The sequence below is a fragment of the Vibrio sp. 10N.247.311.49 genome (genome assembly GCF_041467655.1).
In the GTDB taxonomy this organism is placed as follows: domain Bacteria; phylum Pseudomonadota; class Gammaproteobacteria; order Enterobacterales; family Vibrionaceae; genus Vibrio; species Vibrio crassostreae_C.
This window is the reverse complement of record NZ_JBFSVA010000017.1, coordinates 1-24,256: the sequence shown is the minus strand read 5'-3', so window position 1 is coordinate 24,256 and position 24,256 is coordinate 1. Positions and strand designations below refer to the sequence as shown.

Sequence of the window (24,256 nt, the reverse complement as noted above, 5' to 3'; positions counted from 1 at the left end):
AGTTCTAAGTTTTCAGCCATGTAATCGAATGTAGGGGCTATAAAGTATGGTTGGAAATGCCCCGAATTTTAATGGGCGATGCAGTTGTTTATTATTTGCTTAAATCTGCTGGGTTCAATAGTTGTAAAAAAGGGAGACTGACGTCTCCCAAAGGCTAGCTTTCGCTGGTTTTATTATCTTTTTATTAGAATTCCAAGCTTTAAGACTTAGTTCTTGGTTACTGAAACAACTGGGCCATCTACGTCGTCATCCAGCTCGTGAATCGCATTCAGAGTGAATGTATAGCTACCAGCTTCTGTTACGCTTAGTTGGCAGTTACCATCAGTACCTAGGTCGATTGATCCATCAGCAAGTTCAACGGAATCACAACCAAAGTTAGGTGATACCCAATCAGCATCAGCAAACTTGAAGCCATAGTTACCCGCTTCCAAGTTGCCTGTCACAGAATAAACACCATTAGCGACAAAGCTCATTGCCCAATCATCCGTTGCGCCCCATCCATTCATGTCACCTTTAACGTAGACGGTTGTTTGGCCGTATGGCGGAATGCTCGATACATCCTTGCCTGAGTTATCAACCGGCAAACCAGCACCTTGTGCATCGCCTTGAGCTTGTACAAATACAGCGGTGGTTAGTGCAGGGACTGTGAAGGTTTCAGCGGCGAAGCTTGCACCTTTTACAATGTCATCTTCAGAGCTCTGTTGAACGGTGTGAAGTGTAAAGCCCGTTGCTCCCGTGATCTTGAACGATTGAGATTTACTCGTTGAGTTTATAACAACCACAATCGCATCAGCGGTAGTATCTAGGTCTTTGCCCGTGGAGATTCCGTCATCAATTGACATCACGATCAGGCCTTCGATTTGATCTTTGCCCACATTGCGGAAGTCGACACGCTTCATGACTTCTTCTGCTGTGTCTAAGCGGAACAGTTCACTTGAGCTGCGGATTTTTAACAGCTCTAGGAATTGCTGCTTGGTTAGGTCAATGTCCTCTTTTGCAGGCTTGGCTGTGCTGTCGGCAATGATGGTTTTGATGAGTTCCCAGTTGGCACCATCTTTGTCTTCACGAGGTAAGCCAACATTCCAGTTATTGCCAGTACCATCAAACATCACACGGTTGTACCAATCGCCAGAGTCGTAAGAATCACGCTGCATCGATTTAGAACGTAACAGTTCAGACCCCATGTGGATGAACGGGATGCCTTGGCCCAACATGACGGTCGAGAGTGATACAGACTGCATACGAGCACGTTCTGCAGAGCTAGTACCAGTGGCGATTTTGTAAGCGTTGTTATCCCAAAGCGTTTGGTTATCATGCTTCGATACGTAAGAAATGTTCTCTGAAGGCATCTTGGTGTAACCAGCTGGCGCGCCGTTGTAATCAACGTTTTTACCCAATTTGGTATCGCCTTTGTAATCAATCAGTACGTATTCTGCGAGGTTACCTGCCATCCCCAAACGAACAAGGTCTTGGTTATGTAAACGACCATTGATCGAATCTTGATCAACTTTGGTTTCTTCATTGGCAATCGCTGCGTTACCAAAGCCTTGGTTAAAGCGAAGTGGGTGGTTGCCTGCTGAATCGACGCCACCGTCGAACGGACTACCACCACGAACGGCGTCACGCAAACGGTCTGAGAATGTACCGATCTCAGTACCTGCCATATTGATTTGGTTTGCTTGATCGAAGCGGGCGTTGTTGGCGACTTCACCAAAGTCCCAGCCTTCCCCGTAGAACAGAGTATTCGGGTCGATTTTGCGCACTTCTTCCAATGCTTCGACCATTACATCTTTTGGCTGGTGGCCCATCAAGTCAAAACGGAAACCATCCACTTTGTAGTCGTCAGCCCACACTTTAAGTGAGTCGACCATCAATTTACCCATCATCAGGTTTTCGGTCGCAGTGTTGTCACAACAAGTCGAGTTTTCTACGCCACCAGTGTTGACGTTAAGACGGTGGTAGTACCCAGGGACAATCTTATCCAGTACCGACTTATCGTTCACACCAGACGCATTGGTGTGGTTGTATACCACGTCCATGATCAGCTTAAGATCCATGTCGTGCGTAGCTTTGACCATCTGACGGAATTCGAGAATACGCTGAGAACCATTAGGATCGGTCGCGTAACTTCCCTCAGGCACTGTGTAATGGAATGGGTCGTAGCCCCAGTTGAAGCTATCAAGCATACGAAGGTCATTCATTAATGCTTGTGCGTCACCCGTTGAAGGGTCATAACCATCGAGTACGTCTTCGATGACTTTGTTTTCGTCTTCGCTTCCACATAAGGTAGCTGTCGGTTTTACATCACACAGTTTTCCTACGGTGTCGGTGATATCAACACGGCTCGCGGCATCTTCATCGACGGTAGCGATATCAAATGCTGGTAAGATATGCAGCGTAGTTAAACCTGCTTCTTGGAGAGCTTGTAGGTGTTTGACCGACTCACGATCGGCTTCTGTAAGAGCGAGGTACTTGCCATTTAGGCTAGCTGTGCCGAGCTTATCGCTGAAGCTAAAGTCACGTAGGTGTGATTCGTAAAGTACGTGGTCTTCGTCTTTTTCTACGGTTGGTCGTTGGTAGTTGTCCCAGTTCGCTGGTTTCAAGGTTGAATCATTTAGGTCAATCACTTGAGAGTATGCCGAATTCTTCGATAAGCTGAGAGAATATGGGTCTGTCACTAGGCGAGTCTCAATGTTGCCTGTGGTTGGGTGGTAAACCTTCACTTGGTAGCGATAGTAACTGTTGACAGCGTTAGGTACCGCGTCAGTCGCCCAAATACCCGTCTCAGTGCTTTCTGTCATTGGAAAAACTTGTGAGCTTTTCAGGTCTTCGCTGTAAAGAACTAGCTCTACATCTTGCGCGGTTGGTGCCCAAAGCTTGAAGGTCGCCGCACTGCCTTCAACAATCGCGCCGAGTTCTTCAGCCATTGCATTACCAGCATCTTCGCTAGCAAATACCGCATCAAGCACACCAGGTTTTTGAACCTCAGTTGAAGAGATAACATCGCCATTGGCATTGTAGGCAACAAAAATTATCTGAGATTTTAAAATAGTGCGAAGTGTGCTGTCGTCAACATCGATAGCTAGGGCAGGTAAGCTTGCAAGGTGTCGGAAACGCTCTTTCAATTCAGAAGATAGTTCTCCGTCTTTGCTTAGTTCAATTGCAGTTCCACCGACAATCTCTTTGTCATCGTTCATTGTGATGCTGTTGTCTAGTGCATAGAAAAGCTTCACAGAGTCTGCATTGCTAGCCGCTTCCCAACCAATTGTGGTTGCATCTAGCCAGTGTGCTTTTTGACCATCAATATTGACTGGTCGCTCTGAAATAGGGTCGTAGTACAACTCGCTGCTGCCATGGAAACCAAATACGCCTTGTGAATCGCCAAGCTTAGTTAACTCGACTTTTGAGTTCGCACTGCCAAATGCTTTCTCATCACCATTGTGCAAGATGAAGTTCATGCATTTGTGTGGGTCAGAGGCATCTGGGTCAACTTTCAACACATAATAGGCACCGTAAGTATCGCTGATACCATCGTATTCGTAAGGGCTGTTCCAATCGGTTCCGGTTTCACTCAACCCCATGCCGACTAAGTCTGTGCTGGTACAGCCTTCACCATTCCAAAGGTGAAGCCCCCAACCGTCGTAAGTTGAGCCAGATGAGCTGGCAGCGGCAACATCGCGTTTGTAGTAAATAACGACTTCGTTTTCAGCAGCAGGGTATAAACCACTGTTGCCAGGGGCTGTACCGTTGTCGCTATCATTATCACTACCACAACCCGCGATCAAAGTAGCGGTGAAGAGCGGTAACATTGCTTTGGCCAATGTAGAGCGTTTGAAGCTCTTCTTTTTGGTATTGTTGAAGGTATTTCGTAGAGAGATAATTTTATTAATATTTATGTTGTTCACGTTTTGATATCCATATTTCACTTTTTATGAAGATGAATATCCTAGCTTTAACCAAGGTCAACTATTTGTGATGGCAATGTATAAAGTTATTTTAAATTCGTAAATATAGGAAACCTAGTGTCAATATCACGCTTTGTATTTGGTTATTGTTAAATTAATTGGATCAATGACTCATTTGCATAATATCAATAATGTAAGGCGTAGAGGCTAGGCGTAGTTAATAAGGATGAGAGCTCATCCTTATTATTGTGAGTAATATATCGAATTGAGAGAGTGTTAATTTAATATGGAAATTAAGTTATTTATCAATTAGCTAAAAGCGAGCTGTTCGGTAATTTATATTGATAGGTATATCATCCATTTAAGGATAACACCCAAGCCAAAGACGCCAGCGGTTTCAATTCAATATTAAAACTGCCAACACTGTTCTCAATGTCGAGCACTTGTTGCGCTATGCCTTCAATATATTCATTGAGTATGTAACGACCATCAACTAATTTGAGTTTTTGGATTACATCACTTGGAATCTTTAAGTGAATATTTTCAGTGGTATGTTGGCTGAAATTAGCTGCAACAATGGTTAGCTCTTGGTGGTCAGAGCGCAGAAATGCGTAGACTGAATCACTTAAGTTACAGCACTGGTGTAAGTCTTGGTAATCACCTGTCATCGACGAGTGCTCTAGCGAAAAGTTCATTACCTTTTGATAGAAGTGACGCAGTTGCTTTTCGTTATTGTTTAGTAACTCACCATCGAATGCGCCGTGGTTCATCCACTTTTGGTGTTGTGGGACTCCGATGTAGTCAAATATGGAAGTTCGTGAGGGCTGTCCAAAGCCTGCATTCTCCGCACCGGGTTCTCCGACTTCTTGCCCAAAGTAGATCATGGTTGGAGAGCTGCTCAATAGAGCGCTAACTAGCATCGCAGGCTTTGCGATATGTGGATTGCCTACCAACTCTGGTGAGGCGATTCGTTGCTCGTCATGGTTATCCAAAAAATGCAGCATATGATGTTCAATGTCGTGCATTTGATGTTGGATTTCAGGGATGATTGCCGTTGAAGCCTTGCCTTGCATGATGGCTTTGAGGGCGTCGTACAGATCTACCTTGTCATAGAGGTAGTCCATCTTGCCTAAGTGAATGTATTCACGGTACAAGTCCGGCTGATACACCTCTGCCATCAGAAAGGCATCGTGGTTTTTCATCTTTATTGATGAGTTGAGGTAGCTCCAAAACTCAACTGGCACCATTTCAGCCATGTCGTAACGGAATCCATCAACGCCTTTGTCTAACCAGAACAAGGCGATGTCTCGGAACTTAACCCAAGAGCTAGGCACAGCGACCGATTCCCAGAATTGGTGATGCTCTCGGTAATCGCGTTGGGCATAGTCTTTGGGGATCTCAGGGAAATCTTTTGAACCGTCAGGGCGCACACCGTAATTAATCTTTACGGTTTCATACCAATCGTCGAAACTAGGCTTGGCTAAACGTGAGCCGTTACCTGTCCATTTGGCGGGCGTCTCTATAAACGGGGAGCTTAGGCTAGGGTGCTGTTCACCACCTAGCGGCGTAAAGGCGGGCTCTATGTCTGGCAATTCAAAGGTGCTGTTGGGAATGTAGTAGAAGTTATTGTCTTTGTGGTATTCCAGCGTTGTGTCATCTTGAGCGCCGAAGTCACTGACACCTTCTGGGTTGTTTAAGCCTTTATAATGACGCGCAACGTGATTCGGTACGATATCGATAATCACTTTTAAACCATTGTCGTGACTTCTTTTGATTAGTGCCTCGAACTCCTCTAGTCGGCATTCAGGGTTGTCTGCGAGATCTGGGTTTACGGAATAGTAGTCTTTGACGGCATATGGTGATCCCGCACGGCCTTTTACCACGCTAGGGTGATCGTCTGAAATACCAAGGTGCTTGTAGTCATTGATGAGCGCATGATGTGGCACTCCGGTATACCAAATATGAGTCATACCGAGTTTGCGGATTTCAGACAGCGCTTTGTCGGTAAAATCACTGAACTTACCGACGCCATTTTGCTCGATTGTGCCCCATGGAACATGTTGGGTGTTTTTATTGCCAAATAAACGCGTAAAAACTTGGTAGATGGCGTACTTTTGGTTGTACATATTTATAATTCCTTTAACTTCCATCATGTTATGTAGCGATGAAAGGGCTAGTTTATTCTTTGCAGGCTAACCGAATTACAATATGCCTTACTCATCCTTATCAAAATCTACAGGGCGTAATTGCTACAGTATGTGAGCTGTTGCTCAAAAGGAGTCATGTTGTCTTCATCTATTCAAATCGTTATCACTTATTTGGTTCTGGTGGCGGTGTCTGTGTTGTTTGCGGAAAGTTCTAAAGCGCTGTTGGTGTGGTATTTGGTTATCGGTTTCGTGACGTTTTTTGTGTACGCGAAGGACAAGCGAGCAGCGATCAATGGCAATTGGCGTGTGCCAGAGAAAACTCTGCATATTTTTTCTGTTGCTGGTGGCTGGCTAGGGGCGTTGATTGCTCAAGATAAGCTGCGTCATAAAACGCAGAAGCAGCCGTTCAGAGCCATATATTGGGTGACAGTGGCAGTGAATGTTGCGGCGTTTGTGTGGACGTTAACGCCGAGCGGGCAGACGATGCTTGGTCGTTGGCTTAGTGAACTTGTGGGTTATTTATAAAGAGAATAACGGTTAGCACAGGAGTACCAACCGTTAAAATACAGAAGTTATTCAACTAGAGCATCGGAATGGTCGATGCTAGAAGCAAGCCAGCCATACCGTAGTTGAAGCTTTTAATGCGGACTGGTGTTGTTAACCAGTGTTGTAGTTGCTTGCCTGCTACCGTCCAGAAGGTCACAGAAGGCAAGTTGGCTAGCGTGAAGATACCTGCGATGATTGCAAGTTCCCACCATGAACTGCCGCTGCTATAAACTGAAATCGCAGTCAGCGCCATTGACCAACCTTTAGGGTTCACCCACTGAAAACTGGCAGCGCCGAGGAAGGTCATTGGTTTAAAAGCTTCAGTACTTTTCGCTTTGCCGCTCAATGCTATCTTGATTGCAAGGTACACGAGGTAAGCAAGGCTCAGGTATTTCAGTATTTGGTGAGTAACTGGGTACGCGTTGAAAATGCCCATTAAACCGAAGCCAACCAGCAGCAACATGGCTGCAAACCCTAGAGCAATGCCAAGCATGTGTGGAATAGTACGGGCAAAGCCAACATTTGCTCCTGATGTCATGAGCATGATGTTATTTGGACCTGGTGTGAAGGTCGAGACAAACGCAAACAAGGCAAGTGCGCTAAGTTGTTCTAAAGGCATTATGGTTCTCCAGCAGTAAAATGAACGAAGTGACTGACCGGTCATGACTTTCACGTGTTGAGAAACATAGTAGGTGGAAAGTGAGGCAATTATGTGCTTTTATTTCCTCAATTATCACTTAATGCACAATAATAAGTACTTATGGATAGATTTGACGAAAGGATATTGCAAGAGCTTAAATTGGACGGCAGAATCTCCAATATTGAGCTTTCTGAACGAATTGGTTTGTCGGCTTCAGCGACCTTAAGGCGAGTACAAGATCTCGAGCGTAAAGGGATCATTCAAGGTTACCGTGCAGTTCTGGATAATGGCCTGATGGGCGTTGGCTTTATTGCTTACGTTTCGATTGGTTTATCGAGCCACAGCAAAGCGGCTCAACTAGAGTTTGAACAGCATGTCAGTATGGAAAAAGAGGTGGTGGAGTGTCACAACATTACCGGTGCCAACGAGTACTTGCTAAGGGTAGAAACCAAAGACCTACCGGGCTATAAGAAGTTTCATGCCGATGTGCTTGGGGAATGTGCTCAGGTGCAATCTATTACGACTATGGTTGTGATGGACACCCCTAAAGACGAACGCTAGTCGAGTTTTATTTCAGGAGAGGCGCAGTGCCAAATACTAATCAGTTGTTATTGTTCTTAGATGTGGTTCAACAAGGGTCGTTTACCAAAGCGGCAACCTTACATGATATGGACAACTCATCACTCTCTAAACAGATCAAAAAGCTCGAGCAAGATTTAGGTGTTCAGCTGCTGAACCGCTCTACACGCTCGTTTTCGTTGACGTCGGCAGGGGAAGATATTCTCGCACAAACCTATGTACTGAAAGACACCATCAATCAGATTCAAGGCATTGCAGATTCATACCAGTCAGAGCCAAAAGGCGTGCTACGAATTACTTCACCGATCTATTTTGGGCAGCAATATCTGCAACCTATCATAACTCAGTTCATGAGAAAGTACCCAGATGTTCAGATCGTACTTTCACTAGACGATAAGATCGCCAACATCATTGCAGGGCAGTTTGATATCGCGTTTCGCTTCAGCAAGCTTGTTGAATCGAATTTGATTGCCAAGAAGATTGCCGACAGTAACTTTATGTTGGTCGCCTCGAACGACTTTGTGAAGCAGCATGGTGAACCTAAAACGCCACAAGATTTGCTCGTGTTACCCGCTGTGATTTATACCAATGGTGATATGACGGTCGATCATCTGAGAATCAGTGAAGAGCCGGGAGGAAATACTTTCCAGAGCCTGACGATTCGTGGCAACTATAAGGTGAGTGATGTTCGCACCATGGTCTCTTGCGTAAAAGATGGCTTGGGCTATGGCTTCCTTGACCAATCAAACCTGTATGCCTCAATGAAAGAACTTGGCTTGGTCACTTTACTGCCGGATTATCCGATCTCTACGATTGATACCGCAATCTACGCTGTCTATCCGCACCGTAAGCAAACCAAACTAGTCAAAGAATTCATCACTACGGTTCAAGACTATATTGGCTCTCCGACGATTTGGGAGAAGATGCAGCAAGGTTAGTTGTGTTTCTAATAGTTCAAACTAAAAAGGAGCCAGATCGTCACACGATCTGGCTCCTTTTTAATTGTTCCGGCTATCACTGATTTACAATGTAAAGCATAGCTATAGCTGGCGTGAACGGCTCATATTCACTAATACCTATTAATGCTCATGAATCACTTCTTTACCACTCGGATAAGCTTTGGTACCTAGTACATGACCATCAACTTCTTTGCCATAGTAACCTTGGTGATTGTGGTAGCGCTTAGCATTGCTAGCAACATCACCCTTGTATCGAGGATCTTGTGGGCGTTCATGACTATTCACAAATGCAGCCACATCCCATGCATCTTGAATCGAAAGTTGCTGGCTCTTTCCAAGCGGCATGTTTTCATAGATGAAATAGGCAGCGGTGTTCACCCGGTGCATACCCGCGCCCCAGTTATACGCGTTTTCGCCCCACAATGGTGGAAAGTATGAACGTCCGTCAGCCCCTTTAATACCTTCACCATTTTGACCATGACAGGTTTGGCAGTTGGTTTGGTAAACCTTTTCACCACGCGCTATCGATGGCTCTTGTTCAGGATTATCAATCTTAGGATAGCCACGCCCTGCCAACTTACTGCGGCCATCGATTGGGTATTTGCTTAACAGCTCTTCAGGGAGAGGGAAGCTTTCCGCTTTACCACCGACTTGTAAGTCGGCATCGCTAATCTCAGGAACGGGTGTATCTTGCATGCCGTTCTTGTCTAAGATGCCGCCCATCGCCAGCCAGTATGAATACGCCGTCAGTGCGACCATCTCTTTTGAACCCTCAGCCGGTGGCAGACCATTCATTGAGTAGGTGAAGCAACCTTGGATACGTTCTGCGTAGCTGTTTACCTTGTCATTCTTAGAACGATACGCAGGGTAGGCCATGTACGCACCCCAAAGAGGGGCAGCGTTAGGCTTCATGCCCGCTTGCATGTGGCAGTTGACACAGTTTTGTTCATTGCCGACGAACGTACCACGCATCTGTTGTGAATCGACAAACAGGGAATAGCCCAGTTTTACTTTGTCACCAAATTCCCCATCAGGAATATCTACCAAGTCGCGTGGCACCAGATATTTATTATCTTGTGGTTTTTCAACGGCGGGCAGTTCGGTTTGGCGATCGGGCAACTCACCTTCGGCATAAGCGATTCCAGAGGCAAGGGTTGCGGTAATTAGAAGTAATGTTTTCATGCGAGCCCTTTAGTATCGGAAAGATGCGAAATAGTAAGAGAGGTTTTTGATCTCATCGTCGGTCAACTTGCCGGCGATATTGCCCATCATGTTTAAATCATCACCCTTACGAGTGCCGTTTTTCCAAGCGTTGAGCTGAGTCTGAATGTAGTCGGCATGCTGACTCGCTAGGCGAGGAAATTTGTCTACGCCCATACCACTTGGTCCATGACAGGTAGCACAAGCAGGAATGTTTCGATCCCAATCACCTTGGAATACAAGTTTACGATACGGGTTATCGATATCGGCTTGTGAGCCGCGTTGTTCTAAATCGGTGAAGTCGTATGAAGGTAATGAAGCGAAGTATTCTGCAACTTCACGACGAACAGCGGGATCAGATACACCGTCAGCCATTCCCTTCATGATCGCGCTTTGACGCTCACCATTTGAGAACAGAACCAGTTGATGTTCTAGATAGTCAGCATTGAGCCCTGCAAGCATAGGGGCAATGTTGGGCATGCCTTTACCGTCGGCTTGATGGCAGCCGCTACAAGTTTCTGCGGCTTCTGGCATTGGATTAGGTGCTGCTTGTGCAAAAGCGGATAAAGAAAGGCTTCCTAGAGCAGCGATGCAAAGCGTTAGAGTTTGAGTTTTAATTGTCAGCTTAGTCATGAGGCGTCGCTATTGGTTGTAATGTATGCATTTTCGACATAATTGGTTGTTCGCGCTATTGTGGATTTCCACATTAATTCACTTGGAACTTGAGGTGAGTCTCACATTAATAACCTCAATCACCATAATGGTATTGATGTGAACTTCTATAGGTTGATCCAACTGCCGTTTATGAAATGCAAGGGAACTGCCATGTTCGCCTCGGTATAACTGCTTGTTAAGGCTCTTTTATGGCACCGATTGTATAAGCATAGCTGCTTTATGGAGGCGGGCTAAAAAAGTTGTGGTGAAATGAAGATTACCTAATGGCTTTGGGTTGATTACTCTATCTAGAGCGGATGCTTTATCTAGATTGGGTACTTTATGTAGATTGGACGTTTATCCAAATAGGGTGCTTTTCTAGATCAAGGGGGCGAAAAAGCAGAGCAACCTCAAATGACGAAGTTGCCCTGTTGTGTTCTCATCTGCAGATCAGATAAGGAAGTGTTTTGACTCTGTGCCTAAGTTATAGCTTGCTGAGTTTAAGCTAGACCTTGTAGATCTTAGCCGGAAGCGCTTGTCTTGCTGCTGCGCCCACAACCCAATCCAACATCACGCCTTTGCCTTCTCTCGTCGGATCAATCAAGCCAATATCATTGATGTTAACGCCATCGTTTGACTTCATTTTCACCGGTTGTTGTGTGTCACCAATCCAGTGTGCACGCTCACCGAGTTCTTTGTGGCCAAATCCATGTTCAAAGCCTAATGTGCCCGGTTTGATGCCATCAATCACCATCGCCAACGCGTGTGTGGTTGAGCTCGGTGTTTCAATGGCAAATACGTCACCGGTTTTGATGCCTGCAGAAGAGGCGTCTTGTGGGTGAATGTAAACCGGGTTCACGCCTTTGATAGACTCCAAGCGTGGTGACAAGTTGGACACCGCACTGTGAATGTTGGACTTAAAGTTGGTCAGGGTGAACGGCCACTCTTTTGCTGGGAATTGCTCTGCTAATGGCGTGCCGTCTGCCAGCTTTTGTGGATACCATGTCGGGCAACCCATGTACTGCTCGCCACTGATGGTGTTGCGAGAGGTGCCAAGCTTTTCATTCCAAATAGCCAGTGGTTTGGTCCATTTGTACTTCATGGTTTCATTGGTGTAGGCATTGGTGGCGTCTTCAAAACGACCGCCACGCGCAAAGATATACGCTACTTTGAGCATCTCTTCAGGCTTGAGCGTTTTGTTCATCACAGGCACTAGGCGCTCCAGACCAGACCAAACAATATCTTCGGCGTCTACATTCGGCACGCCACCTTTTACGAACGCTAAGTTAGCAGCCGAGCGCAGGTAGAAATCTTCAGCGCTATGGATACCGTGCCAGTTACCTTGATTGTCTTTGATTACGTTGTCGCCGAAGCCACCTAAGCCCAGTGTTTTCGCCAGATCAATAAAGAAGTTCTCTAGGTTAATGGCGCGCCCGTCTTGAGTGCGTGAGGTTTTAGGTTCAACAATCGGCCATCGAGCGGTGATCGCTTTGGTCGCGACGCCATGCCACGGGGTTGCCATGCCCCAGCTTTCGTAGGTCACTGTGTCTGGCACGAGGTAATCCGATAACGCTGTGGTCTCATTGATGAAGGCATCGATAGACACGATCAAGCCAAGCTGTTTTGGATCTTTAAGCTTTTCACCCAGCAAGTTGTCTAAACCCGGAACACCATAAAGTGGGTTCGCCATGTGGTTGATCCATGCCTTTGCTCGGTAAGGGTAGCCATCAATCGCAGCTGATAAATGCTCGGTTAACAGCGGTGCTGAGATTGGATACCACGGCGCGCGTGTCGGGTAAGGTGATTCACCTGCAGCAACGCGACGCTTGTATTCGCTGGTCTTGTGATACGGGAATTTGCTGCGAGACAAGAACACACCTTGCGGCTTAGTCTTACCCTTGAACTTGGTAAAGTCGTAACGTGGACCTGCAACAGAAGTCGGGTAGCCACCTGCTTTCGCCATCGCACCGCCTTTCGCGTTGATGTTACCGATCAGCGCGTTCAGCATCAGAATAGAGAACGAGTTGTAGAAGCCGTTGGTGTGCATGTTGCCACCGTGAGTATCCACTACTGCTTTCGTCCCGTAACTGGTAAAGCGTTTCGCTAGCGCAATAATTTGGTCCTGCGGGATCTCACACTGCTCACTGTAGTATGCAAGGTCATATTTGAAGGCTTCTTCCTTCAATCTTTGCAGAGAGGACTTAACACGAACAGTCTGGCCATCAACTTCTACGTCTTGATCGACGAACAGAGCCGCTTCATTCACCTGAATATGTGATGCCAATAGTGACGTTGTCACATCAAGTGCGATAAATCCGTCATCGTCAGACATCGGTTCGCCTGTTTCTAGCAACCCTATATCCGATGCACGAAGCATACGCCCATTTTGTGGGTGCGACTCGTCACTGATCACGAGGTGAGATGCATTGCACCAGTGGGTGGTGCCTGCTTTTTGCATCGCTTGCGCACTTGGGCGAGACAAGAAGTCGTGATTGTAGCGTTGGTTTTCGATGATCCATTGGATCATGCCAAGAACTAATGCTGAATCGGTGCCCGGTTTGATCGGTAGCCAGTTATTGCGATCGCCCGCCGCAAGGCTTGACGATCCTGCCGGAAGGCTTGGAGTCACAATGGTGTAGCTCAGTTTTCCGTTGGTACGAGCCTCAGCCAGCTGTCTTGCTTGACGCTTGAACGGGTTACCCGCTTGAGCCGGAGACATACCGATGAAAAGAATGAACTCTGCGTTGTTGAAATCTGGTTTTAAGTGCGAGAACTTGTCTAGATCGTTCATGATCGCACCTGAACCCGCACGGAACGCGTAACCACAGTAAGAGCCGTGGTGACCAAAGTTGCGTGTGCCGTAGCTGTTAAATGCAAAGCGCTTCAAGATGTCGTCACGACCTTCATTACCTGCATTGGTCACCAATAACTGGTTCGCTTTCGGTCCGTATTCAGGATTATTTGGATCGAGTGGTGTTTCGATGTCGCGAATCGATCGCAAGCCTTCAACTTTGCCTTCACCGAACAAGTCACCACCTTTGGTGATCTCAGAGATAAGTTGCTCGTAGCTGATCGGCTCCCACTTGCCTTCACCTCGTTTACCAACACGTTTTAAGGGTTGAGTGATTCGGTATGGGCTGTTTTGGATCTCTAACATGCCATTACCACGGGCGCAGGCTGTCGAACGATTGTTGATACCAGATTCACCAGACAAGCCAATGTAGGCGTCTTTTACAGGCGTTTTGAACGGGATTTGCTGATCACTTGATAGCGGGTGGTACGGGTTACCTGAGATACGCAAGATCTCGTCATTGCGATTATCGATACGTACACGCAAGCCACACAGTGTCCAGCAGCCGAAACACATTGATGGTGCCACGCGTTGGTTTGGATTCGGCGAAATCTTACCTTGTTCATCGACACTGTATTCCGTCTCTAACGAATTACCGTGATGGATGTGATTGGTTTTCTTACCTGCGGTGCCATCAATAGCACCGTGAACCATATGCTTTGTGGTTGTCGCATAACCTGCAGCAAAAGCTCCAACACCACCGGCAGCAAGGCCTGTTTTCAAAAATTGACGACGTTTGTTATCCATGATGATTCCTCAGACTACAAGCTATGTGAGCGGTTAAGTGGTGACGGTGTGTTTTGGTTTGGCTTAGATGCTGTCTTTGTCGCAGAGCCAGTTGTTCTTGACGATCCAGCAGACACGATTTCAGAAGCAAATAGCGCAAGCGCTAACCAAAGGCCACACATACCAATAATGCCAAGTAACCCAGCGCTACCCATCGGCAGTTCATAAGGGAATGGGCCTACATCAAAACGTGGAATGGTTTGAACTTCCATCATGGTGACCCAACGTACCGCCCATGCTGAAATCATGGTCGCAAGTGCTACACAGACAATTCCTAGCTTGCTTTGCGATAGGCGTTGTAGGGGGAGAACCAAGATCATGCACAGCAAAATGCTGGTGGTCATGATGCCTAAGTTGATTCCCCAAGCGTTGTTCTCATAGAGATTGATGTGACCATGGTTAGATGCCCAAATCGACGTAAGAATGATGGCAAGGCCACCTGTCAAGGTAATGGTTCTTTGTATCAGAGCTAGGTCTGTTGGTTTTAAGCTTGGTTTGCTTGAAGGCAGCAGAGCCCAAATCAACAGCGTTAAACCTGTAGCAGCAAAGAATGCGGTCGTGAACCAAAGTAGTGGAGAAGCCGGTTGATGCCAAAGCGGTCGGCTCGCCAAAATCGCAATCTCTGCGCCTGTATAAAGCGCGATGCTTAGGCCCGAAATAGCCGTCACAGCAGCGAGTGCAATCATCAGCTTTGATGATATTTGCCATTTACCTAGCGTCAGCCAAGACAAACGTTTTAGAAGTGGGTTTTCACTCTCTTTGAGCTGTGCGATGTCATCACGCAGGTAAACCCAAGCAGTCGCAACAGCCAGACCAGAAAACAAAGGCAGAAACAGAGAGCCCAATGACATCCATGACCAAGGCGTGATGTGGGCGTAGAAGTGCCAAGCACGTCCCGGTTGGTGCAAATCACCGGTTAATGCTAATGGCCCAACAATCGCGCCGATGGCCATCACAAGCACAAGGGCAGAACGGAATTGATGGCTGGTTGAGTTTTTGAATATCAGTGCAATCAAAAACAGAATAGCCGCTGCGTAAGCTGAACCAATGTAGAAGAAATATTGAACCGCCCACGGTAGCCAAGCGATCTCTTGAGCGGGAACTAACACTTCAGTGATATTCATGCTGTCTCTCCTTGTTTGCCTTGTGTCGCGATTGCCAATTCTTGTTTGCTAGAGGATGAGTTATCGATGGCGGCTGGATCATAAATCGCAGGTTGGCCTTCAATGTGGCTAACGAATCGCTCGTTCATGCCGATATAGAAAACATGGGGGTTGGTATTCTGCTCTGGTTTAAGCACTTTTATGTCGTCTTGGTTTTCATTGAGCAGGCGGTTAATTTCGCTGTTTGGGTCTTTGAGGTCACCAATCACACGAGCACCACCGACACAGGTTTCTACACAAGCAGGCAGTAAGCCGTCTTCAAGGCGGTTTGCGCAGAAGGTGCATTTGTCTGCGGTAAGGGTGTCGTTATTGATGAATCGAGCGTCGTAAGGGCAGGCTTGAACGCAGTAAGCACAGGCTACGCAGCGTTCGTTGTCGACCATTACAATGCCGTCTTCACGTTGGAAGGTCGCTTGAACTGGACAAACCTTGATGCAGGGGGCGTTGTCACAGTGATTACAGAGGCGAGGTAACATGAAAGATTTCACGTCTTGTTGAGCAGTCGAACCATCATCAAGGGAGACTTCATACTGTTTTACGGTGGTTCTGAACTGGCCAATTGGTGCTTGGTTTTCAACGCTACAGCCAACAGTGCACGCCTGACAGCCAACGCACTTACGTAAATCAACCGCCATGGCGTAGCGTTTACCTACTTCGCCTTTGCGGTCAGGTTGGTTGTTATTGCGAATGGCTGTGCTTGCGACTACGGTGTTGATTCCGGTGATGGGAATGAGCGCAGCACCAGCGGAAACCTTGCCGAATTGGCTGAGAAACCGTCTTTTCAATGAGTCCATGTTGGTACCTATAAATGGGTATTCTATCTGTTGGGCTCATTGTCAGATTTTGGGCGTACGCGGGGTATTGTGGATTTCCACATACCCAGATCAAAGTTGATCTAGAACAAATGTGGTTTTACCAATCTAGCTGTTATGCTTTGTTTAAAGGCTCTATTTAACGTGTCGTCAATGCGTTATTCGAGTGTGAACATGCCATCAGTGTGGAGAAAGAGATTTTAGTGACAGTCCGAAACCTAATATCAATCGTTAGCCTTTGTTGGTTGAGTCTAACTGCAGGAATCTGTTTAGCCGCTCAAGCGGAGCAAGAGATTACAACATCAAACACTGTTGAGTCGGAACAGGTGATTGAGGTCGGTGTGCTGGCTATTCGAGGCAAGCTTTCCGCGCAGCAGCGTTGGCAGCCGACGATGGATTGGTTGTCGGAGCGCATTCCCGGCAAACACTTTGTTCTCAAGCCTTTCAACTTAGAAGAGATGGCGGAAGCGGTGAAAGATGTCACGGTCGATTTTGTTGTCACCAATCCCGGCCAAGCAGTGCGTTTAGGACGTCAATACGCGCTCTCTTGGATGGCGACCATGACCAGTCACAATTACGACGATCAAGGTGTGAGCAGCACGCGCAGTATCGGTTCTGCATTAGTGGTCAGAAGAATGTCACCGTATATCTCGTTTGAGCAACTTAGTGGAAAGCCGATTGCTGCTGTCTCTGAAAATGCGTTTGGCGGTTACCTCACTATGCGTTACCAAGTGATGCAACAAGGGCTTAATCCCAACCACTTTTTCTCTAACACCCAATTTTTAGGTTTCCCGATCGACGCCAGCTTGTATCAACTACGTGAAGGGCACATTGAAGCGGCTGTCGTACCAAGCTGTTTAGTTGAGAACATGATCAGTGAAGGTTTGCTGGTGGCGGGGCAATATCGAATTATCGAGAATCAAGCGCCAGAAGGATTCCGATGCCAAGTGTCTACGCCGTTGTACCCCAACTGGTCGTTCGCCAAAACAGAGCGGGCTTCTTCGGCACTGGCCAAACAGATGAGTCAGGTATTATTTGCGATGCCTAAGAGCAGCGCACCGGCCATTGCAGCGAATGCATCGGGTTGGACGTCACCGACAAGCTTGCTGGCGATCGACAAGCTATATCAACAACTCGACATGCATCCACTGCAACAACCTTGGTGGAAAGAAGCGTTAATCTGGCTCAAGTACAATCAACAGTGGGCATGGGCGTTCTTTATTCTTGTCGTGTCTCTGAATGCTTACCACTTCTGGCTAGAATACAAATTCAGTCGCAGCAAAAAGCAACTAGAAGCGACGCTTTATAAGCTGAAAAGTAAGAGTGAACAGCTAGAGCACTCACAACGAATCGCGGTAGTTGGTGAACTGGGAAGTAGCTTGGCACACGAGATTAATCAGCCTTTGGCAGCTATTCGGAATTATAGCGAAGGTGGTTTACTGCGGATTTCGAAGAACAAACCGCTGACTGACATAGAGCCTGTATTTGAGAAGATCCAGTCGCAAGTGGACCGTGCTGATGCGATCATCCAGCGCTTAAGAAACATGATCAAAAAACGCTCATCAGATAAATCTCAAACTGATATAGAAGCTCTTCTTACAGATACCATCGAGCTACTGCAATTTCGATTACAGAAACACAAGATAACCATTGAACGTTATGTCGTGGGTAAACCTATCACGCTACATGTTGACCCCGTCGGATTGCAGCAGGTGGTTGTAAATTTGATCAACAATGCGACTGATGCGTGTAATGCTCAGATGCATCGCGAACAAAGCGCTACGTCTGATATTGGTAACAAAAACAACGAACCATCGACAATTAAAGTGATTACCGAGTATCAACCGGATAAAATAATGTTGTCGATTATCGATAACGGCACCGGTTTAGATTTCACTGAACAAGAAGTGACTCAAGCCTTTGTGAGCAGCAAAGAAAATGGCTTGGGGCTTGGGCTCGCGATTTGCCAAGATGTTATTGAAGATCACAGTGGTCAAATGACGATCACGTCACTCACCCCACATGGATGTCATGTTGCGGTGACACTGCCTTTCTCTCTTTCAAATGATTCATAAGGAATCTTGTTATGTCTGAACTTCATCAAAGGCTTCCTGTCTATGTGGTTGATGACGATGAGTCGATGCGCGATTCGTTGGTGTTCTTATTAGAAGAGCATGATTTCACTGTGTCAGCTTTTGAAGATGGCCCCAGTTTTTTAGACTCAGTGGACTTGAGTGCGCCGGGTTGTGTGGTTTTAGACAGCCGAATGCCAGAGATGAGAGGGCAGCAAGTTCATGAGTTGATGGTAAAAGCGCAGAGCCCACTGTCGGTGATTTACCTGACGGGGCACGGTGATGTGCCAATGGCGGTTGAAGCCTTACAAGCCGGCGCGGTGAATTTCTTTCAAAAGCCAGTTAAAGGCAATGAGTTAGCTGAGGCGATCAAGCAAGGTTTGGACGCTTCAGAAAAGCACTTACACATGAATGTGTATCGCCAAGCGTACGCGTCGTTAACCGAGCGTGAGATAGACATCCTCAAACAAATTATCGACGGTAAGCGTAACCAGAAAATAGCCGATGAATTGTGCATTGCCATGAGAACAGTGGAAGTACACCGAGCAAGCTTGATGAAGAAATTCTCAGCGAAGACGGTTGCCGAGTTGGCTTACATATACGGTCAATTGACCTAGGTATAGAGCTATTCCTGTAAGAGAGTTGTACGGCAGTTGCACGAAATTGTTGATGGGAAAAACATCAATTTCGTCACCAAGCTTTAGGACTTTCCTGATGAAAGGCAGCCTTCATAATTTATCTATATTGAAGCAAGATCACATCGTCTATGGACTGCATACGGATTGAACCTCCTAGGCTTCTTATCGCAATGTAATCCTGAGATACTGAACTAAGTTCATTTTAAGGCGGAACGTGCCAGTAACTGCACTTTTCCCTGTAATTCGAAACATAACATTCACTATGGGTAGAACACACTCTCAACGTCGAGTCTTGTATCTGCCGAGTTAGGTTAAATATTTTATGAGTACAATGGGAATCGCAATTGGTGCGACGGCTCTTTCGTTAATACTTGTCGCCGTGTGGCTGATCTCTTTATCGCTAAGAAAGCAGCGCTTGGAACAAGAACGTAAGGCTCGTGCTGTCGCTTACCGAAAAGCGATTGAAAAAGCGCGCATACAAGAGCAAAAAGAGCGTCACTTCAAAGCCGAAACCGGTCATGTACCGTCGATTCTGTATTTGGCAAAAGAAGCTGAACGTAACAATATAAAGGAAGCTCTGTATTGGTACGACAAAGCGGCGCAACTCGATAATATCAATGGCATGTACGGCATTGTGCGCCTAAGCATGAAGCGTAAAGAAGACCTCATTTTAAGAGAGAAAGCCAACTTTTGGCAGCTAGCAATCTCTGCTTTAGACAATGACGTATCGGCGAAATTCGAGATGGGCAAAGCGCTCGTCTTTGGTCGTGGAACCGATAAGAACATCCCTAAGGGTTATACCTATATTGAAGAGTCTGCGGCTGGTGGTAATACCGAAGCGATGCTGTTTATCGGTGACTGGTGTCTAGATAAAGAGAATCCAGATTACTCGGCTGAAAGCTCTGTCGAGTGGTACCAAAAGGCCGCTGAAAAAAACAACCTAGACGGCAAGATCAAACTGGGTATGAGCTATTTGAACGGTGTTGGTGTTGAACCGAATCACGGCGAAGCGGTGTACTGGTTTGAAACTGCCGCAGAAAAGAACAGTGCAGAAGCCATGTTTAGAGCTGGCGAAGCTTGGATTGACCATGGTGAACACGGCAACGCGATTGCTTATATCTGGCTATTTTTGTCTGCTCATTTTGGCTACTCAGAAGCGAAGCATTTGCGGGATAAAGTTGGTGGTGAACTGGGTGTCGATGCCGTCGTGGGCTTACAAGCTCTGACTAAGCCGATCATGACTAAGTTGACTCAAGAAGCGATCACTAAGCATTCAATCATTAAAGCGCTCAATAAGCTCTACAAGCGCAATATACCGATCCCTAAGAAAGTGAAAGAAGCGTCCGATGAAGAAGGCGAAGAGTTAAATGTCGATGGTAGTCATTTAGATACCAAAGCGTCGAGTGAGCAAGGTGCTAACGTCGATTACAGCCAGCAGGCGACGCCAAACCATGATAGCGGTGCTGCGAATCAAGGGTCACCCAGCGATCAAGCAACGCATAACAAAGAAGCAAGCCCTAACTCTCTAGACTTCAGTCAGGCAGCAGTGGATCCAAGCTGGAAAAGCAACCACTAAAACGTGTTGGTTATCTTTGATGAGTTAGACAAGAATGACTGAAGCTATAAATCTATAAATCTATAAATCTATAAATCTATAAATCTATAAAGCTATAAATCTATATAGCTCCTAGCCGTAATCTAGAAAACCAAGACAACAAAAAAGGGAAGCGAATGCTTCCCTTTTTATTTGTGTGCTATTTGCTTTTAGAGCTTAGAGCTTAGAGCTTAGAGCTAAAGCCTAATACTAAGAGCTGTTAAGCTTTGTTTTGCTCAGCTTTACATACAGCCGCAGTGAACACTACGTCAGTTGAGCTGTTAAGCGCTGTTTCAGCCGAATCTTGAATCACACCAATGATGAAACCAACCGCTACAACCTGCATCGCTACATCGTTTGAGATACCGAATAGGCCACAAGCTAGAGGAATCAGTAGCAGTGAACCACCGGCAACGCCTGATGCGCCACATGCTGAAATTGCAGCAACAAGGCTTAGTAGAATCGCAGTGAAGATATCAATCTCAATACCCATTGTGTGTACAGCGGCAAGCGTTAACACAGTGATGGTGATTGCAGCACCCGCCATGTTGATGGTTGCGCCTAGAGGGATTGATACAGAGTAAGTATCTTCATCTAGCTCTAGCTTCTTACAAAGGTTCATGTTCACTGGGATGTTTGCAGCGCTTGAACGAGTGAAGAATGCCGTTACACCAGACTCACGAATACATTGCAGCACAAGTGGGTATGGGTTCTGTTTTGTCTTTACAAAGACAAGCAGTGGGTTAACGACAAGAGCAATGATCAGCATTGAGCTTAGTAGAACCGCTAGCAGTTGACCGTAGCTTGCTAGTGCATCGAAGCCCGTTGTTGCGAATGTAGTCGAAACAAGGCCGAAGATACCAAATGGCGCAAGACGAATAATGAAGCGAACAATGTGTGAAACACTGTGGCTAAGGTCTTCGAAAACCGCTTTTGTTGTTGCTGATGCGTGGTGCAGAGCAAGACCAAGACCGATTGCCCAAGCAAGAATACCGATGTAGTTAGCGTTCATTAGTGCGCTAACTGGGTTATCTACAAGCTTGAATAGAAGCGTATGAAGAACTTCCGCGATACCTTGAGGAGGGTTAGCACCTTCAGCGCCAGCAACCAGTGTCAAAGTGGTTGGGAACATGAAGCTCAGTACTACAGCAGTCAGTGCTGCAGAGAACGTACCAATCAGGTAAAGCACAATGATTGGACGCATATGAGTATGCTGACCTTTCTTTTGGTTTGCGATAGAAGCTGCAACAAGAATGAATACTAAAATTGGGGCAACAGCTTTCAGAGCACCAACAAACAGACTACCTAATAGGCCTGCATCTTGAGCTGCTGAAGGAGAAACCATGGCGAGAACGACACCGAAAACAATACCAGCAAGGATCTGTAGAACGAGATTTCCACGAGCGATGCGGGCGAGCATGTTGTGATTTTGCATAAAATACCTGCAATTGTTAATTTATTATAGTGATGTATTTTTTTATAAAGTTGTACCAAATCCAACTATACACTAGTGGAATGGGCGGTCATATTAGCGGGATCTAAGAGGGTGTCTAGGAATAGTTTACTTTTAGGGTGATTGTTTGCGCTGCGTGGTGTTTTTAGAGCTAAATGTTAAATTTTTGTGTTTTTGTTGAGGTATAAGTCTGCTGAATAATGTTCCATTGGCTTAATGTTCTAGTATTTATGGTGTGTAAACCATTACTGATAAAAACATTGTGTTCGGAAATAGCTGCCTAAACTTGTATAGGTAAAAAAGCCACTTCAACAGACATCATAGACATCACCTACTTTGCTTAATCTACGTTGGTGCATGACTTGCCATGTTTTGTCGTTATCTAATCTTTCTATCGGCATTCCCACCTACTTAAGCAGCGTTAGCTGTGAATCTCATCAGCTCTCCTTAATAGCGTCAGGCTACTGAACTTAATACCTTGCTACTTTGATATATCGCACACCTTATCTGGTGATTTATATCATCATGTTATTTTATATGACGTAATTTATCTAAAATTGCCGTTGTAAGTGGGTGGCATATATCCTGTGTTGGTCTTAATTTACAAGAGTATGAGCAATGAGTTTAATCAGTATCCCTTATGTAGAAACCTCTGCAGATACCGTTTTACATATAGCAGCCGCTATCGTGCTGATCAGCACCATAGCGGCTGGCCTGTTCGGTTTTTGGAAGCTTCACGAGATCCCTATTCAAAAGGCTCATAAGACTGACCACCATCAGATAGGGTTGATTACCGCGCTCACTTGGATTGGCTTCATTTGGCACTGGGTGTGGGTGCTCGCCATTATCATTGCGTTTGTAGATTTTGAAAAAGCCATTATCCGACTGCGTGATTTATGGAATTCTCCGGCTCAAGTTAATCAATCAGAGGATGTCTAAATGTTAGAAGGTTTAGCGGTTTGGTGTTTGTTCATCTATTTATTAAGGCTTGTTGGCATGCCTTGGAACACAGGGACTAAAGCATTCGCTTATCTAGGAGGCAGTGGTTGGTTGTTATTTGTGTGGGTAGGATTAATTAACTATACACCAATGGATTTGTCGGGAGGCTCTGTGGTGCAGTCTCCTCACATTCAGCTTCGCCCAACCTCAACCAATGTCTCGGGCAAGGTCGACCAGATTTATATCACCCCGAACCAACGCATTGAGAAAGGGCAGTTAATCTATGAGATTGAAAACGAGCCTTATCAAATTGCTTATGAACAAGCGAAGATTTCGCGCGACTCGGCAAACGTAGCGGTTAGCACTGCGGCTGAAGAAGTAAAAATCGCTGAATCCAGCTATCAGGCAGCGTTACATGATTTTGAAATGACACAAAGTGAGCTTTCAGCTGCTCAGTCAAATAGAGACTTACAGAAAAGAACGTTGAAGCGTTATCTTGAACAAAACCGAGTCGTGCGTAATACGATCACTGAAAGCATGATTGATAACCAGCAAACGGTCGCCGATTCTGCTGTGTACACTGTGGCCAAGCTTGAGTCACAGCTGAGCAAAAAGAAATCTGATGTAGAGAAAGCCAAGCTACAAATAACCAAAGCGGAACTCTCGGTTGAATCCCGTCAGTCAGACTTTAACGAAACAATTCAGAAGGTGAATAAAGCAAAATGGGATCTTGATAGCACCAAGATTTATGCACCCGCTGATGGCTTTGTGACTAACTTTATTCTTCGTGAAGGTCAGCTTGTTTCTAGAGTTCCACGATTGCAGATGTACACGGCTTTGTTTCCTAAATCAGGGAACTAATGCTTAAAGCTACGATCAGATCATCTAAGTTCACTCACATACTTAGAGCAATGCCAAAGCCTCGCTACAGAACAACTAACTGGAAACAATATAACCAAGCCCTAATCAATCGTGGCTCACTGACATTCTGGATTGATGAGGAAACGATTCAACAGTGGAAGCAACTCAAGCAAGGTAAACGAGGTCGACCTCGATTGTTTAGTGACTTAGCCATTACGACCGCCCTCATGGTTAAACGAGTATTCGCGATGCCGTTGAGAGCGTTACAAGGATTCATCGATTCTGTTTTCAAACTCGCTCAACTCCCGTTGTCATGTCCTCATTATTCATGCATCAGTAAACGAGCCAAAACGGTTAATGTGTCATTCAAGACAAAGACCCGAGGCGCAATACAGCATTTAGCCATTGATGCAACAGGGCTAAAGGTCTACGGTGAAGGTGAATGGAAAGTAAAAAA

At 46.0% G+C, this 24,256-nt stretch carries 17 protein-coding genes and 1 pseudogene; 9 read left to right on the top strand and 9 right to left on the bottom strand.

Annotated elements, in window-relative coordinates; genetic code table 11:
• Positions 1–206: 206 nt before the first annotated feature.
• A complete protein-coding gene (gene pulA, locus AB6E54_RS15975) occupies positions 207–3,905 on the bottom strand; it encodes a pullulanase-type alpha-1,6-glucosidase (RefSeq protein ID WP_372106954.1) in 3,699 nt (1,232 codons plus the stop codon).
• A 353-nt stretch (positions 3,906–4,258) separates the two neighbouring features.
• Positions 4,259–6,031 carry an alpha-amylase family glycosyl hydrolase gene (locus tag AB6E54_RS15970; protein ID WP_372106952.1) on the bottom strand — a complete coding sequence of 591 codons (1,773 nt, stop codon included), beginning with the start codon at positions 6,029–6,031 and terminating at the stop codon, positions 4,259–4,261.
• 156 nt (positions 6,032–6,187) lie between these two features.
• Between AB6E54_RS15970 and AB6E54_RS15965 the strand changes: the two genes are divergently transcribed.
• Positions 6,188–6,577, top strand: a complete 390-nt coding sequence (locus tag AB6E54_RS15965) for a DUF1294 domain-containing protein (RefSeq protein ID WP_372106950.1) — start codon at positions 6,188–6,190, stop codon at positions 6,575–6,577.
• Positions 6,578–6,632: 55 nt separating this feature from the next.
• Here the strand turns inward: AB6E54_RS15965 and AB6E54_RS15960 are convergent, their stop codons facing one another.
• Positions 6,633–7,217 carry a LysE family translocator gene (locus AB6E54_RS15960; RefSeq protein WP_372106949.1) on the bottom strand — a complete coding sequence of 195 codons (585 nt, stop codon included), beginning with the start codon at positions 7,215–7,217 and terminating at the stop codon, positions 6,633–6,635.
• Between the two features lie 141 nt (positions 7,218–7,358).
• Here AB6E54_RS15960 and AB6E54_RS15955 point away from each other — a divergent pair, with 141 nt between their 5' ends.
• Together AB6E54_RS15955 and AB6E54_RS15950 are read left to right on the top strand one after the other, a co-directional pair.
• On the top strand, positions 7,359–7,799 hold the full coding sequence (locus AB6E54_RS15955) for an Lrp/AsnC family transcriptional regulator (protein ID WP_009845852.1): 441 nt from the start codon (positions 7,359–7,361) through the stop codon (positions 7,797–7,799).
• A 26-nt stretch (positions 7,800–7,825) separates the two neighbouring features.
• A complete protein-coding gene (locus tag AB6E54_RS15950) occupies positions 7,826–8,755 on the top strand; it encodes a LysR family transcriptional regulator (RefSeq protein ID WP_372106947.1) in 930 nt (309 codons plus the stop codon).
• A gap of 141 nt (positions 8,756–8,896) precedes the next feature.
• Here AB6E54_RS15950 and AB6E54_RS15945 read toward each other — a convergent pair whose 3' ends face one another.
• From AB6E54_RS15945 to dsrO, 5 genes are all read right to left on the bottom strand, one after another.
• Positions 8,897–9,958 (bottom strand): c-type cytochrome, encoded by a 1,062-nt coding sequence (locus AB6E54_RS15945; protein WP_017070612.1) that lies wholly within the window; start codon positions 9,956–9,958, stop codon positions 8,897–8,899.
• A 9-nt stretch (positions 9,959–9,967) separates the two neighbouring features.
• Positions 9,968–10,609, bottom strand: a complete 642-nt coding sequence (locus AB6E54_RS15940; RefSeq protein ID WP_372106946.1) for a cytochrome c — start codon at positions 10,607–10,609, stop codon at positions 9,968–9,970.
• Between the two features lie 526 nt (positions 10,610–11,135).
• The gene (locus AB6E54_RS15935) at positions 11,136–14,228 is read right to left on the bottom strand and encodes a tetrathionate reductase subunit A (RefSeq protein WP_372106944.1); all 3,093 of its coding nucleotides are present in this window, start codon (positions 14,226–14,228) and stop codon (positions 11,136–11,138) included.
• A 14-nt stretch (positions 14,229–14,242) separates the two neighbouring features.
• On the bottom strand, positions 14,243–15,391 hold the full coding sequence (gene nrfD / locus AB6E54_RS15930) for an NrfD/PsrC family molybdoenzyme membrane anchor subunit (RefSeq protein ID WP_372106942.1): 1,149 nt from the start codon (positions 15,389–15,391) through the stop codon (positions 14,243–14,245).
• Positions 15,388–16,224 carry a sulfate reduction electron transfer complex DsrMKJOP subunit DsrO gene (dsrO, locus tag AB6E54_RS15925; RefSeq protein WP_372106940.1) on the bottom strand — a complete coding sequence of 279 codons (837 nt, stop codon included), beginning with the start codon at positions 16,222–16,224 and terminating at the stop codon, positions 15,388–15,390. Before dsrO ends, nrfD begins: the two co-directional genes overlap by 4 nt.
• 221 nt (positions 16,225–16,445) lie before the next feature.
• Here dsrO and AB6E54_RS15920 point away from each other — a divergent pair, with 221 nt between their 5' ends.
• From AB6E54_RS15920 to AB6E54_RS15910, 3 genes are all read left to right on the top strand, one after another.
• Positions 16,446–18,317, top strand: coding sequence for a PhnD/SsuA/transferrin family substrate-binding protein (locus tag AB6E54_RS15920; protein ID WP_372103963.1), 1,872 nt, complete (start codon positions 16,446–16,448; stop codon positions 18,315–18,317).
• Between the two features lie 11 nt (positions 18,318–18,328).
• Positions 18,329–18,931 carry a response regulator transcription factor gene (locus tag AB6E54_RS15915; RefSeq protein ID WP_048609831.1) on the top strand — a complete coding sequence of 201 codons (603 nt, stop codon included), beginning with the start codon at positions 18,329–18,331 and terminating at the stop codon, positions 18,929–18,931.
• A gap of 352 nt (positions 18,932–19,283) precedes the next feature.
• Entirely contained in the window at positions 19,284–20,528 is a 1,245-nt protein-coding gene (locus AB6E54_RS15910; RefSeq protein WP_372106994.1) for a tetratricopeptide repeat protein, read from the top strand.
• Between the two features lie 238 nt (positions 20,529–20,766).
• On the opposite strand, the gene sstT is transcribed toward AB6E54_RS15910, so the two are convergent.
• Positions 20,767–21,981: a serine/threonine transporter SstT gene (gene sstT, locus AB6E54_RS15905; RefSeq protein WP_004732110.1), complete on the bottom strand. Its 1,215-nt coding sequence runs from the start codon at positions 21,979–21,981 to the stop codon at positions 20,767–20,769.
• 636 nt (positions 21,982–22,617) lie between these two features.
• On the opposite strand from sstT, the gene AB6E54_RS15900 reads away from it, so the two are divergent.
• The 3 genes and pseudogenes from AB6E54_RS15900 to AB6E54_RS15890 all read left to right on the top strand — a co-directional run.
• A complete protein-coding gene (locus AB6E54_RS15900; RefSeq protein ID WP_017072398.1) occupies positions 22,618–22,938 on the top strand; it encodes a hypothetical protein in 321 nt (106 codons plus the stop codon).
• Positions 22,939–23,772 (top strand): annotated as a pseudogene (locus AB6E54_RS15895) (HlyD family secretion protein); the annotation flags it as partial.
• A 77-nt stretch (positions 23,773–23,849) separates the two neighbouring features.
• On the top strand, positions 23,850–24,256 hold a 407-nt coding region (locus AB6E54_RS15890; protein WP_372168947.1), incomplete at its 3' end, for an IS5 family transposase.

What these genes read in the sequence shown, in the direction of transcription:
- AB6E54_RS15960 (WP_372106949.1), bottom strand. Translation starts at nt 7,217, where the DNA reads ATGCCTTTAGAACAACTTAGCGCACTTGCCTTGTTTGCGTTTGTCTCG.
- AB6E54_RS15965 (WP_372106950.1), top strand. Translation starts at nt 6,188, where the DNA reads ATGTTGTCTTCATCTATTCAAATCGTTATCACTTATTTGGTTCTGGTG.
- dsrO (WP_372106940.1), bottom strand. Translation starts at nt 16,224, where the DNA reads ATGGACTCATTGAAAAGACGGTTTCTCAGCCAATTCGGCAAGGTTTCC.
- AB6E54_RS15900 (WP_017072398.1), top strand. Translation starts at nt 22,618, where the DNA reads ATGAGTTTAATCAGTATCCCTTATGTAGAAACCTCTGCAGATACCGTT.
- AB6E54_RS15910 (WP_372106994.1), top strand. Translation starts at nt 19,284, where the DNA reads ATGGGAATCGCAATTGGTGCGACGGCTCTTTCGTTAATACTTGTCGCC.
- AB6E54_RS15915 (WP_048609831.1), top strand. Translation starts at nt 18,329, where the DNA reads ATGTCTGAACTTCATCAAAGGCTTCCTGTCTATGTGGTTGATGACGAT.
- sstT (WP_004732110.1), bottom strand. Translation starts at nt 21,981, where the DNA reads ATGCAAAATCACAACATGCTCGCCCGCATCGCTCGTGGAAATCTCGTT.
- AB6E54_RS15945 (WP_017070612.1), bottom strand. Translation starts at nt 9,958, where the DNA reads ATGAAAACATTACTTCTAATTACCGCAACCCTTGCCTCTGGAATCGCT.
- AB6E54_RS15955 (WP_009845852.1), top strand. Translation starts at nt 7,359, where the DNA reads ATGGATAGATTTGACGAAAGGATATTGCAAGAGCTTAAATTGGACGGC.
- nrfD (WP_372106942.1), bottom strand. Translation starts at nt 15,391, where the DNA reads ATGAATATCACTGAAGTGTTAGTTCCCGCTCAAGAGATCGCTTGGCTA.
- AB6E54_RS15970 (WP_372106952.1), bottom strand. Translation starts at nt 6,031, where the DNA reads ATGTACAACCAAAAGTACGCCATCTACCAAGTTTTTACGCGTTTATTT.
- AB6E54_RS15940 (WP_372106946.1), bottom strand. Translation starts at nt 10,609, where the DNA reads ATGACTAAGCTGACAATTAAAACTCAAACTCTAACGCTTTGCATCGCT.
- AB6E54_RS15935 (WP_372106944.1), bottom strand. Translation starts at nt 14,228, where the DNA reads ATGGATAACAAACGTCGTCAATTTTTGAAAACAGGCCTTGCTGCCGGT.